This is a genomic window from Microcoleus sp. LEGE 07076, assembly GCF_015207455.1.
In the GTDB taxonomy this organism is placed as follows: domain Bacteria; phylum Cyanobacteriota; class Cyanobacteriia; order Cyanobacteriales; family Microcoleaceae; genus Microcoleus.
The window spans coordinates 1-13,958 of record NZ_JADEWV010000025.1 but is presented as its reverse complement, the minus strand read 5'-3'; the positions used below and the strand labels follow the sequence as shown (position 1 = coordinate 13,958).

Below are 13,958 nucleotides of genomic sequence, written 5' to 3'. Positions count from 1 at the left end.
GAATTGGGAATTGATAATGGCTAATTCAGCTCTGTAATTGGAAAGGATTCTAGGGTGAAATAGCCAACTTTTCATTCCTTCATACCGCTTCCCAATTACCGCTTCCCAATTACCGATGCCCGGAGCGAGCAGATGCCCTGTTTGACCAATTCCCTGTTTGGCCTGTTTGGCCAATGACTACTGACTGCTAATAACCTTGATAATTTTTTCACCGGGATTTAGGTCAAAAACTCGATCGCCCGCAGCATCTTTCCCCCAAAAAGCTATAGCATCAGTAGTCGATCGCAACAAGCGGCCAGAAGTAGTAAAGAGCTTAACATCCGTACCGGGAACAGCTTGCAACAAGCCAACCAAAGCATCTTTAGGCTCTGCAAAGCGAAAAGCTTGAGTGCCAATTTCGCCCCGGTTAGTCAGTCTGACAGAACCAGCAGGCATTCGTTTAGCCCAACCCAACTCCGAAATTAACACCAGACTGTCTTCCGGGTCGATCGTAATACAACCCACCAACTGTTCCTGCTTCCGCAACCTGGTTACTTGAGAACCCTGGGCGCTGCGGCCCATTGGCGGCAGTTGTTCGTCATCGACATCAAACCGGAGGACTCGGCCTCCCGAAGTTGCGACGGCCACTTGCTCGCCGACTTTGCTCAGACTAGCCGAGCGCAGCCGATCGTCCTCCTTGAGTTTAACAACAGTAATGCCACGATTAGTCAAATCGGCCAATTCCTGTATCGGCAAGCGTTTAATTTTTCCTTGCTGAGTCAGAGCGACCAACTCCGCCCCCTCCGAATTTTCTGGCAAAATAAAGTGTGCGACAGTGATTTCGGAAAAAGCGAGATCGGCACTATTTTTGGTAGCACTCGGGGACAACAAACCAACAATCGGCTTTCCCCGGTCTTTGCCGTTACTACTAGGAATATCAGCCACTTTCAGCGGGTAAGCCTTGCCATTAGGAGTTAAGACTACCAAAGTGCGATCGGTTTTAGTCAGCTCTGCCGTCACAATAAAATCTTCATTTTTTTCTAAAGCTGAAACCGATTTTTCGCGACTTTTCGAGCGGGGACGTTCCCCCGTCGGCATGCGCCGCACATATTGCTTGTGCGAAAATTCAACAATAGTTTCCTCAGCCTCAAGAACCGGCAATAAATTAGAGGCAATCATTGTCGCCGACAAAGGCTTGACAGCAGAATTTTTCTTGCCAGAAACTGGGGATTGGGCCTTTGGGACGCCTTCGATTCCCCTAGCAAATTTAGTGCGGCGTTCGTCAGCGTACTTGCGTTTGAGCGATCGAAATTCCTTCTTCAAAGCCTTCAAGAGTTCGCGCCTGTCGCTCAACAACCGCTGCAATTCTTGAATATTTCCCATCAACTCATCAAGCTCAGCCTGCAAACTTTGTCTTTCCAAACCAGTCAGCCGGCGCATCGGCATCGCCAAAATCGCATCAGATTGACTTTCGCTCAAATTGAGGCGAACTTGGAAAGTTTGCTTAGCAGTAGTACCGTCAGGAGAATTTCGGAGAATGTCGATCGTAGTATCGAGATTTGTCAAAGCTAACATTAAGCCTTGGACAATGTGACAGCGACGTTCTGCCACCTGCAACTGGTAATTGTGGCGGCGGGTGAGAGTCACTTCTCGGAAATCCAGAAATTCCTGCAACAATTGTCTGAGCGTCAACTGTCGGGGTTGACCGTTGACAATTGCCAGCAAAATCGCACCAAAATTTGTTTGCAGGTCAGTTTGTTGGTAAAGACGAGCTAGCACCGCTTCGGGAGTAAATTCCCGCTTGAGTTCAATCACAACTCGAATGCCATTGCGATCGCTCTCATCGCGCAAATCAGAAATACCGTCGAGGCGACCGGCATTCACCAAATCCGCCACCTTTTCAATCCAAGCCGCCTTATTCACCTGAAACGGAAACTCCGTGACCACGATCGCCGTTTTAGTCCGCACCTTGCGATTACCAGGCACTTCTTCCACCCCAGCCACACCCCTGACCGCAATGCTGCCTCGACCCTTAGTGTAGGCATCAACAATGCCCTCTGTAGCGACGATTTCCCCTCCGGTCGGGAAATCCGGGCCAGGAATCAGTTCAATCAACTTCTCGTCCGAGAGTTCTGGATTTTCAATCAAAGCAATTAAACCGTCTACCACCTCCCCCAAATTGTGGGGTGGAATATTAGTTGCCATCCCCACAGCAATCCCAGTACAGCCATTGAGCAGCAGAAACGGCAACTGAGCCGGTAGTGCGGTCGGTTCCTGCTCGGAACTGTCAAAGTTAGCGGCAAAATCAACAGTTGCATCGCCGACTTGGGTTAGCATAGCTTCGTGGGCGATCGGTGCGAGGCGAGTTTCCGTGTATCGCATCGCAGCAGCCGGGTCATTGTCCACCGAACCGAAATTGCCGTGACCCGCCAGCAAAGGATAGCGGCTCGAAAACTCCTGAACCATCCGCACCAGAGCGTCGTAAACCGATTGGTCGCCGTGGGGGTGATATTTTCCCAAAACATCTCCAACTACCCGGGCGCACTTGCGGTAAGGTCTGTCCGGCGTCAAACCGAGTTCGTGCATCGCGTACAAAATTCGACGGTGAACTGGTTTTAAACCGTCGCGGACATCAGGCAAAGCTCGCCCGACGATCACACTCATGGCATATTCGAGGTACGATTGCTGCATCTCGGCATGCAGAGGCGTAGAAATTACTTGCCCGGAAAGTAGGTTTAGTTGTTTAGCCATGAGTCCTTGTGTCCGTTAATTCCTGAGTGAAGACAGCCTGTGTCAATAATGCTCAGGTTGCCGATCTCGAATGAAAAGCGTTTGCTGGTACAGCGAACCAAAAGTTCGACAAAACCGCCTAGCAGGAGGATAAAAATAAATTTAACAGGTTAAAGCATAATCAGAGTGCCAAAGACGGGCAACACTTGCCTCTTACTCTCGACTATTAGCTTAATCTCTATATTGCCGATCTTTGCGCCTACCTGTATATTTACCGCCCGGCGCGAGAAGGTAGATTTACAATCATGCTTTTTCTTATAATCGCTCACAAATGCCGATCGTTAAGAATTCAGCAGTCAAAAGCTCTCCTCGTGATATTCTAGTCTGACCTGTGCTTGATGAACCGAAGCGTCAATTTTTCAAGTCGTGTCGATCGCCCGCAACTAAGAATTGAGAATCCTCAACAATCCCCGCTATGTTCGCTACTCCGAATGCTGCTGCGGGAGTAGATGAATAAACATTGCTTTATTCTAAGAGCAGGAAATAAAATAATTGTCACACCTCCCCGACTCTCAGTCGCAGGCTTGACCCAAAGAGAGAATACTAGAAACCGGCCAAGTAAGTCGGCGCTGTACAACACAACTATGTAAACGATCGCAAAGTATCCACAATGCCCTCTAGCGGAACTCGTCAGCCCTGTTTACATAATGTTACATAGTTTTGTTTAGTCCCGCCTACGTACTTTGTGAGGAATCTTGAGGCGATCGTCAGTGTCAGGTCTATTTGCCGCAAAAAAACAACTAAACTGTCTTGCAGCCTTGCAGACGGTATCGGCAGTACACAAAGCCTTGCATTCTATGCGTGAGGTATTTTACAAGTATTGCAAACACATTCACAAAAAAGATGGTTATTCGTATGCAACCTAAGTGCTGCCCATCCTTTCCTCCCATCTCCCCGGTGCTGAGTACAGCGCCTTTGAAGGTGGTATCTAGGAGAGCGCAAAGATGAAAACCGTTCTGATTGTAGAGGACGATTTGGTTAATGCTCGAGTTTTTTCTAAAATTCTGACTAAGCGGGGTGGCTTAGCGGTGAAACACACAGAAAATGTTGAAGAGGTGATGCAGATTGCTGCTTCAGGGGAAGCTGATTTAATTTTAATGGATGTGTCTCTTTCGCGCAGCGTCTACCAGGGAAAAGCTGTTGACGGCATTAAGATTACTCAACTGCTCAAAGCAGACCCGCAAACCGCCTCGCTGCCGATTATTTTGGTAACAGCTCACGCGATGGCCGGTGACAAAGAAACTTTTCTGAATCAAAGCGGTGCGGACGGTTACATCTCTAAACCCGTAGTAGACCATCAAGAGTTTGTCGCTCAGATCAAGGCTTTGCTCCCGGACTGAGCGATATACAAAATCCGGGGACTGTAGCAATCCTAAATGATTGGCAAAATTTTTAGGGTAGTGCATTTCTTTGTCTAGCCCCGCTCGGCCGGGGCTCTTCAAGGGGGGAAGAACCCTACAATGAATTAAACAAATCATGCGAGGATTGGTATATTAATAACTAACAACAAACTGGTTGTTGGTAGTTGGCATTCGCTAATAACCACAGCTTTCCTGCTTTCCTGACACTTGGCATTAAGCATTTGCTAATAAAAACTAACAACTGCTTTCCTAATATTAAGCAGTTGCTAATAGCAACTGCTTTCCTAATATCTTGAAATTGGCATTTGCTAATAAAAACTCACAACTGCCAACTAACAACAACCGCAAGAAACTAATAATTAGTCGTCGTCATCGAAATCCTCGTAACCGATGTCGTCATCCTCATCAGCCAAAACCCCCAAAGAATCATCATCAGTCGGACCGACAAAATCGTCCTCCTCAACCTCAATTTCCTCAAAATCTTCATCAACCTCAAGGTCAGAAGCAGCTCCGACCTCGAAACCGCTTTCGATCGTATACTTGCGGCGGGCAGTACGGTCATCAAGTACCACATCCTCCTGCAAATCCTGAAAATCGTCGTCAAACACCGCACCCTCAAAACCCGCATCTTGAACGCTGGCATCCTCGTAGGCGTTGAACCCGGTGCCGGCAGGAATCAGGCGGCCGATAATTACGTTTTCCTTGAGGCCGCGCAGCCAGTCGGACTTGCCTTCGATCGCCGCCTCGGTCAGCACCCGCGTAGTTTCTTGGAATGAAGCAGCCGAGATAAAGCTGTCGGTATTGAGCGAAGCTTTAGTAATTCCCAGCAGTACCGGAGTATAGTCCGCCGGCGCTCCACCGGTAATTGACATGGCTTCGTTGACCTGCTCTACCTGGCGCAGTTCGACCAGTTCCCCCGGGAGCATGGTGGTGTCGCCGCCGTCCTCCATCCGCACTTTGTTGGTCATCTGTCGCACGATCACTTCGATGTGCTTGTCAGAAATATCTACGCCCTGAGACTGATAGACAGACTGCACCTCATTCACCAAAAAAGTCTGCACCTGCTGGAAACTTTCCAAAGCAGCCTCAAAAGTCGGTTGGCGCTCTTTGAGAACGTGGAAAAACACTTCCAGAATTTCGTGAGGGTTTGCAGGCCCGTCAGTCAGAGATTCGGCGACGCCTACCCGCTGTCCGTCAGAGACGATCGGATTTTGACCGGGTAACAAAGGATACTCCTCAATGCGGCCGTCATCTTCAATCACGGCTAATTCGACAACATCGTCATCGGCTGCGATCCTAGCGGTGCCGGGCCGCTTTGCCAAAACACAAGCTTCTTTGGGCTTGCGGGCTTCGAGCAATTCTTCGATGCGGGGTAAACCTTGAATAATGTCCCCGGTTTTGGCTCGCTCGAACACCAAAATCACCAAGTTGTCTCCCCGCTGCACTAAGTCGCCGTCGTCTACGTGCAGCACTGCACCTGCGGAAACCCGGTAAGGGCGGGCTATCCTGAGTACAATTTTGGCAGGTTCGCCGTCGGAAGAGGGTATGACTTTCACGACTTGACCGGACTCTTCGAGGGTGATTCCGGGAGCAACCTCAGTACCGGCCACTAGCAGTTGACCGGGACTCAAGTTGGGGGCAACTGGGACTTGCACAGAAATAGAATCGGCATCCCGCATCACTAGGAGGCGGCGCACGGGTTCGCTGTGTCCTTCGCGGATGCCTCGGACAATGCCGGCTTCTTTGCAGAGAATCTCTGTGCGGGCAACTACTGCTCCTGGAGCGATCGACAGTCCGTCCTCGACCAACAAGCGGGTCTGAGTGCTGCCCTGAGTAGGATCTGCCGATACGTCGCGCCGAATTACTAGCGATTCCAAAATCACTAACTGCAAGCGGAAAGTTTTGGAAACTGGTGAGGCTTCATCGCCTTCAGCTAGTGCCAATTCTTCAGAACTGGGAACATCGGCGGTACCCCAAGCGGGGCCGGAACCGTCTGCTCCAAAAGCTACAGCATCGTCTTCGTCGGGCAGCAGTTCGATATCTGCGGCCAATTGCGGAGCACCGGAACCGATTTCTAAAATAAGCTGAGTCCGCAGCAGTTCGAGTCCTTCGACTGACTTGACGCGCTCTCCGTCTTTGTAGGGCAAGCGCTGCACTGCTTTGAGGGAAATCGACTCGTTGAGGGCTGTTTGGGAAGGTACGGGCGGTTTGTCGGGTACGGGAAATTCTATGACGGGACGCAGGAGCAAGGCGGGGCCTTCGGGTGTTTCGATATATTCGGCGTAACCGAGTTCCTGGGCAATCAAGCCGGGGAAGATTTCTTGACCGGCGCTGACAATTTGACCTTCGGTTTGGGAAAGTGGCGGGCGATCGACTGCGTGCAAAGTTCCGGGTTTGATGACTATTTCCCGCAAGATGTCATTTTTCTGGGTAACTTCGACGGCGCCGCTGGTTTGGCAGAAAATATCTTTGACTACTTCGGTACCGGCTTCGACGTATTGGCCGTCTTCGACGATCAATAGGCCGATATCTTTGTTGACTTCGTGGCACTCTTCAGGTATCCACAGCAGGGTGCCGCCTTTGATGACTTCGAGTCCTTGTTTGGCTTTGCCGCGCTTGTGAACTTCGACGCCGGCGTATTTGACGATGCCTCCGGTTGCGGTGCGGTAGGTGTCGTCGATCAGTTCGGCGACGACTTCGCCGTTGATGACTTTGCTTCCTGGTGTGGTTTTGAGAGAGAACCGCTGGTTAGAGGCGGTTTCGATGGTGTAGTGGTCTCTGCCGCCGGTACTTTCGGCTCGGACGACGGCTTGGTCGAGCAACACTTGGGCTGTGATGATTTCGATTTCTCGCTCGTCGGCGATGCGGACTACGCCGCCGTGTTCGGAGATGAGTTTGGTTTCGGCGATGACGCTGTTGGCGGGAATTCTGGAACCGTTTTTGACGGCGGGTTCGGCGCCGGGGGGTAAGTTGTAGACTTCTCCTGAAAGTATCCAAACCAGTCCGCCGCGGCTGGCGGTGCGGGTGGTGTTGCCTTGGCGGTCGGTTTTTTCTTCGGGCACGATGTCGGCAAATTTGGCTTCGCCGGCTAAGTCTGAGGCTACGTCGGTGGTGACTTTTTCGGTAGTTTTGCGGGCGGCGCGTCCGAGGATGGGTACTTCTGCGAGGATTTGACCTTGGAGGGCGCTTTGTCCGTCGCGGGCCATGACTGTAGAACCGATCGCGATTGCCAGTTCTATTTTGAGTTTCTGATTTTTGGCCCCGGATTTGCCTTCCTCGAAACCCTCGCCCTCCAATACGAGTTTGCCGTTATTTTCGGCTACTAGGGCTTCTTCGCCGTGTCTGGTGCGGAAGGAACGGGTACGCAAGTTTTTGAATTTGACTGTACCGGCAAAAGGTGCGCGTTCTTGTTTGGCGACTTCTCCGGTAAACACGCCGCCTGTGTGGAAGGTACGCATGGTGAGCTGGGTTCCGGGTTCGCCGATCGACTGAGCGGCAATAATCCCGATCGCCTCGCCCATATCCACCATTTTCAGGTGGGCCAGACTCCAGCCGTAGCAGCACTGACAAACTGAACGGGTGGCTTCGCAGGTTAGGGGCGATCGTAAATACACTTCGGCGACGCCCGATGCACCAATTGCCTCAGCGAGTTCTTCGGTAATGGGCTGGTTGCGGAGAGCTCTTTCTTTGGCGAAGGCGACAACTTCTTTGGTTTTGGGGTGTACCACATCTTGAGCTAACACTCGCCCCAACAGCCTGTCTTTCAGGGGAATGAGTACGGTAGCGCCGTCTGTCATCGGCCGCACGCGAATCCCCCGCCCGGTGCCACAGTCTACTTCGCGGACAATTACGTCTTGGGAGACATCTACCAGGCGGCGGGTTAAGTAGCCGGAGTCGGCGGTGCGGAGGGCGGTATCGACTAAACCTTTGCGGGCGCCGTAGGAAGAGATGATGTATTCGGTGACGGTGAGGCCTTCGCGGAAGTTGGTTTTGATGGGGAGGTCGATGATTTCGCCTTGGGGGTCTGCCATCAATCCGCGCATTCCTACGAGTTGGCGGACTTGGGAGATGTTGCCCCGGGCTCCGGAGAAGGCCATCATGTAGACGGAGTTGAGGGGGTCGGTGGCGCGGAAGTTTTTGACTACTTCGTCTTTGAGGTCTTCTGAGGTGCTGTTCCAGGTGTCGATTACTTTTTGGAAGCGTTCGACTTCGGTGATTTCACCACGGGTGTACCGCTGTTCTGTGATCCGGATTTCTTCTTCGGCAGAGTCGAGCAGTTGTCTCTTGATGGGGGGGACCTGTAAGTCGTCTACGCTGATGCTGACCCCTGCTCGCGTTGCGAAACGGAAACCCAAGTCTTTGAGTTTGTCTGCCATTTGAGCCGTGCGGGCAGTTCCGTACTGCATGAACGACCAAGAGATTAATTTTTTGAGCTGACCTTTGTCAACAACTCGATTGCGAAAAACAATTTCCTTATTTTCTGTCATTTTTCTGCTGTTAGTAATTTGAAAATTAGTCAGTAGTCAGTTGGCAGTAGTCAGTTGGCAGTAGTCAGTTGGCAGTAGTCAGTTGGCAGTTGACAGGAAAGCAGTTGGCATTAGTTAGTCAGAATTTGTAGTTCGGAATTAGAACCAACCAGCAACAAATAACAAATAACAACCAACTGCTTTCGTGCTTTCGTGTCAACTGACAACTAGCAACTAGCAACTAGCAACTAGCAACTGACAACTAATTGTTAATTACCGATTCGATCGTTTGGTGATAGATAATCCGGCCTGGAGTAGTGCGAATAAACTGATTGAGCAAGTTGCCCTCTGTGTCTTCGCGAATCCGGCGGAACTTGTATTCTTTGGTCACAGTACCGTCGGTCGATCGTTCCACCTTCATCGGTTCTCCCTCCGGTTCCACATTTTCTATGGCTCCTTGAAATCTCACCCACACGTATGAGTGCAAGTCAACGATTCCTTGTTCGTAAGCTACAACCGCATCGGTAAGGTTGGAGAAATAGCGACCTGCACCTTTTTGAGCGTCAAGATTTTCCGCTGTCAAGTAATAGCAACCGAGTACCATATCTTGAGAAGGAGTCACGATCGGTCTTCCCGTTGCCGGCGACATAATGTTGTTAGAAGCCAACATTAGCAAGCGCGCCTCCGCCTGAGATTCCAGAGACAAAGGCACGTGTACCGCCATTTGGTCGCCGTCAAAGTCAGCATTAAAAGCCGGACAGACTAGCGGGTGAAGTTGAATCGCCCTTCCGTCTACCAAAATCGGCTCAAAAGCTTGAATCCCCAAACGGTGCAGCGTCGGGGCTCTGTTGAGCATCACGGGATGCCCCTCAATTACCTCCTGAAGCACCTCCCAGACACTGGGATCGTTGCGCTGGATCAGTTTTTTGGCAGCCTTGATGTTGTTGACCAATCCTTGACGGATCAAGCGGTGGATCACAAAAGGCTGGAAAAGTTCGATCGCCATTTCCCTCGGCAAACCGCACTGGTGAATTTTCAGTTTCGGCCCCACCACAATCACCGAACGCCCGGAGTAGTCTACCCGTTTCCCGAGCAAGTTTTGCCGGAAGCGACCTTGTTTCCCTTCGATGATGTCCGACAGCGACTTCAGCGGACGGTTGTTTGCGCCCACCACAGTCCTGCCCCGGCGGCCGTTGTCAATTAGCGCATCTACAGCTTCTTGCAACATCCGCTTTTCGTTGCGGATGATAATCTCCGGCGCTAAAATTTCTTGCAGTCTAGCCAAACGGTTATTGCGGTTGATGACTCTCCGATAAAGGTCGTTGAGGTCGCTCGTTGCAAAACGCCCGCCGTCTAGCTGCACCATCGGCCGCAAGTCCGGGGGAATCACCGGAATCACATTGAGTACCATCCAATCGGGATGAGAACCCGTAGCAATAAAGTTGTCAATTACCCGCAAGCGTTTAATTAACTTTGCCCGTTTTTGACCTTTAGCATTAGCAATATCTTCGCGCAACTTTTCGGCTTCGCTTTCTAGGGGAATGTTTTGCAGCAAAACTTGCAAAGCTTCAGCACCGATTCCTACTTCTACGCCGGTCAGTGTGGAATCTTCGCTATAAAGTTCGTCTTCTATTTCGAGCCAAGCATCTTCTGTGAGCAATTGCTTGTATTGCAGTTTCTCAGCATTACCAGCATTTAGGACTACGTAGGCATTGAAATAGACAATTTGTTCGACATCTCGCAGGGGCATATCTAACAAAATTGCCATGTAACTCGGGATGCCTTTGAGATACCAAACGTGAGCTACTGGAGCTGCTAGTTTGATAAATCCCATCCGGTGGCGGCGCACGCGAGATTCAGTGACTTCGACACCGCATCTCTCGCAAACAATGCCTCTATGACGAACTCTTTTGTACTTGCCACAATGACATTCCCAATCTTTTGCAGGCCCAAAAATGCGCTCGCAAAACAATCCGTCCATTTCTGGTTTTAAGGTGCGGTAGTTAATCGTCTCAGGTTTTACGATTTCTCCCACCATCTGACCGTTTGGTAAAGTTCTTTCTCCCCACTGTCGAATTCTTTCTGGTGAAGCTAACCCAATTTTTACGTAATCAAATCGTTGTTCTATCTTAGGCATTTTTGACTCCAATCGATGATTTATTTGAAAGTATTTGCTGTGGTTTTTATGGCGGGATTATTTTGGCGATCGAATCAATGTCAGACTCCTTTATATGTCACATTATTTTTAATGTTGCGGATGATACTTCTGGATACTTCAAATTCCCGAGCTATCTTAGGAATAGATTTTCGAGCTTGAATGAATTCGTTTTTGCACGTCCTGCGATCGAGACACCACCCGGGCGGGCAAGGGGAACCCCTTCGCCTGCTGGTTTCCAAGTGAGGTTACAGTTAATATTGTGTATAGTTACGGGATTCGCGCTGTATACTTCAGCTACACCGTTAATGGGGGACAATCGCTCAATTCCCGGAATACTTTTGCGTCTGGGAGTTGGGCGATCGCGCCCCACGATCTGTCCGGTATTCTTTGCAGCAGACCCCGCTACCAGATGTGCCAGGTTGATGCAGATTCGATTGTCACAGATGTGGCAAGCAAAATCACCGCAACCGAGGAATCCTGCTATTTTCGAGTCGAGGACTAATCGGTGGAAAAATACCGTTATGCCATCGATCCACTTGCGCCCGCAACCGTTTTTCAACTTACTGCCTTGCGAGTTAATAGAGCCTGTCGCCCGATCGAATTCTCCTTCAATATGGGGAATAACTGTTACAATACTCATGTCACCGCCTCTCCTTGTTAGAGCGTTGATTCGCCTCAGCAGTGTTCATACCACTGTTGAGGCATTTTCATGTAAGGTTGTCGATTTTCGCATTACAGAATTGAATAATCTCAAACAATTTTCAAATCTAAAATCTGCAATGCGAAAATGGCAAATCCCTAGTCCTCGTCTTCGTCGCGAGAAAGCGATTCGTAAGTAGGCCGGGAGGGCGATCGCCTGCCGCCAACATCGGCCATCAAATCCACCTCAACGTGCTCGGAACCCTCTTCAGAAGTATTGACTTTGTGGACGGCAATGTCCAGACACAAAGATTGCAACTCCCGCATCAGCACTTTGAACGATTCGGGGGTTCCGGGCCGGGGGATGGCTTTGCCTTTGACGATCGCATTTAGCGCTTCATTCCGGCCCTGCATATCGTCGGACTTGACTGTCAGCAACTCCTGCAGCGTGTAAGCGCAGCCGAAAGCTTCCAGGGCCCAGACTTCCATTTCCCCGAACCGCTGGCCGCCCTGCTGGGCTTTGCCACCGAGGGGCTGCTGCGTAACCAAAGAGTAGGGGCCGGTGCTGCGGGCGTGGATTTTGTCGTCTACTAAGTGGACGAGTTTGAGCATGTAGGCGATGCCGACTGTGACGGGGCGATCGAATGCTTCCCCAGTGCGGCCGTCATAAACTATGGTCTTGCCGGGGTGTTTTTCGTTGAAGACCCAAGGTTTGCCAGTTTTTTCCCGCGCCTCCTCTAATTTGCCGTGAACGGTTTCCCGCGACTTTTCGGCGCCGTGCATTTCGTCAAACGGCACCATCTTGAACCGCATCGACAGATTTTCGCCAGCCCAGCCCAGCAAGCACTCGAAAATTTGACCGACGTTCATCCGCGACGGTACGCCCAAGGGGTTGAGCACAATGTCGATCGGCGTGCCGTCGGGCAAGTAGGGCATATCTTCCTTCGGCAGAATCCGGGAGACGATGCCTTTGTTGCCGTGGCGGCCGGCCATTTTGTCGCCGACTTGAATCTTGCGCTTTTGGGCGACGTAGACGCGGACTACCATGTTCGCGCCGGGGGGGAGTTCGTCTCCTTGTTCGCGGGTAAACACGCGCACGTCTACAACGCGGCCTTTTTCGCCGTTGGGGACGCGGAGCGAGTTGTCCCGGACATCGCGGGCTTTTTCGCCGAAGATTGCTCTGAGCAGTTTTTCTTCCGGCGGTTGGTCGGATTCGCCTTTGGGGGTGACTTTCCCTACCAAGATGTCGCTGGCTTCTACCCAAGCGCCTTTGCGGATGATGCCCTGTTCGTCTAGCTGGCGCAGGGCGTCCTCGCCGACGTTGGGGATTTCTCGGGTGATTTCTTCCGGGCCGAGTTTGGTTTGGCGGGCTTCGATTTCGTATTTTTCGATGTGGATGCTGGTGTATACGTCTTCGTAGACGAGGCGCTCGCTAATGAGCATTGCGTCTTCGTAGTTGTATCCTTCCCAGGGCATATAAGCTACCAGGATGTTGTGGCCGAGGGCGAGTTCGGCACCTTCGGTGGAGGAACCGTCGGCGAGGACTTGACCTGCTACGACGCGATCGCCCTCGTAGATTAGGGGCCGCTGGTTGAGACAGGTGTCTTGGTTTGATCGCTGGTATTTTTGCAGTTCGTGTTCGATGCTGCCTGCGTATTTTTGCTTCCAAACCGAGGGCTGTTTGGTTTTGAGTTCGTCGTATTCGCGAATCAGGAAATGTTCTTCGCTGGAATTCGACTCGGCATCTGCCGCCAGGGGCTTGACAATTATCCGGGTTGCGTCGATGTAGATGACTTCGCCGTCAATCCGGGAAACCACCACCATCCCGGAATCTCGCGCTGCCTGAGCTTCCAAGCCGGTACCCACGAGGGGGCGTTCGGGTTTGAGCAGCGGCACGGCTTGGCGCTGCATATTCGAGCCCATCAGGGCGCGGTTGGCATCGTCGTGTTCCAGGAAGGGAATCAGCGATGTGGCGACGGAGACGATTTGGACTGGCGAAATCGCCATGTAGTCCACTTGCATCGGGGTAGTGGTGGTGAATTCTTGGCGGTAGCGGACGGCTACGGTTTCGCCCAACAGGTTGTTGTTGGAGTCGAGACTGATGTCTCCGGGGGCGACGCGCAAGTCGTCTTCTTCGTCGGCTGTCATGTAGATGGGGGCTTTGTCGCGCAGCACCTGTCCTTTTTCTACTGGATAGAATGGTGTTTCGATGAAGCCGTAGGGGTTGACGCGGGCGTGGGTTGCTAGGGAACCGATTAGTCCGGCGTTCGGGCCTTCTGGTGTTTCGATCGGGCAAATCCGGCCGTAGTGGGACGGGTGGATGTCCCGTACTGCAAAACCGGCGCGTTCGCGGGTTAAGCCTCCGGGGCCCAGGGCCGAGAGGCGGCGTTTGTGGGTCAGTTCTGCCAGCGGGTTGGTCTGATCCATGAACTGGCTGAGCTGCGACGAACCAAAGAATTCGCGCACCGCGGCGACCGCGGGCTTCGCGTTGATCAGGTCGTTCGGCATGACCGTCGACACATCGACCGAGCTCATGCGCTCCTTCACCGCGCGCTCCATGCGGAG

The 13,958-nt window shown here is 51.6% G+C and carries 6 protein-coding genes; 1 reads left to right on the top strand and 5 read right to left on the bottom strand.

All coding sequences use genetic code 11. From position 1 onward, the window contains the following. Positions 1-177: 177 nt before the first annotated feature. A complete protein-coding gene (locus tag IQ270_RS06405) occupies positions 178-2,730 on the bottom strand; it encodes a DNA topoisomerase (ATP-hydrolyzing) subunit A (RefSeq protein WP_193972412.1) in 2,553 nt (850 codons plus the stop codon). A gap of 983 nt (positions 2,731-3,713) precedes the next feature. Between IQ270_RS06405 and IQ270_RS06400 the strand changes: the two genes are divergently transcribed. Further along, positions 3,714-4,109 (top strand): response regulator, encoded by a 396-nt coding sequence (locus IQ270_RS06400; protein ID WP_193972411.1) that lies wholly within the window; start codon positions 3,714-3,716, stop codon positions 4,107-4,109. A gap of 380 nt (positions 4,110-4,489) precedes the next feature. On the opposite strand, the gene IQ270_RS06395 is transcribed toward IQ270_RS06400, so the two are convergent. From IQ270_RS06395 to rpoB, 4 genes are all read right to left on the bottom strand, one after another. Beyond that, positions 4,490-8,617: a DNA-directed RNA polymerase subunit beta'' gene (locus tag IQ270_RS06395; RefSeq protein WP_193972410.1), complete on the bottom strand. Its 4,128-nt coding sequence runs from the start codon at positions 8,615-8,617 to the stop codon at positions 4,490-4,492. A gap of 241 nt (positions 8,618-8,858) precedes the next feature. After that, on the bottom strand, positions 8,859-10,733 hold the full coding sequence (locus IQ270_RS06390) for a DNA-directed RNA polymerase subunit gamma (protein ID WP_193972409.1): 1,875 nt from the start codon (positions 10,731-10,733) through the stop codon (positions 8,859-8,861). Between the two features lie 151 nt (positions 10,734-10,884). Continuing rightward, the gene (locus tag IQ270_RS06385) at positions 10,885-11,394 is read right to left on the bottom strand and encodes a hypothetical protein (RefSeq protein ID WP_228056122.1); all 510 of its coding nucleotides are present in this window, start codon (positions 11,392-11,394) and stop codon (positions 10,885-10,887) included. A gap of 158 nt (positions 11,395-11,552) precedes the next feature. Next, positions 11,553-13,958, bottom strand: a 2,406-nt coding sequence (rpoB, locus tag IQ270_RS06380) for a DNA-directed RNA polymerase subunit beta (RefSeq protein ID WP_193972408.1), incomplete at its 5' end; no start/stop codon positions are given.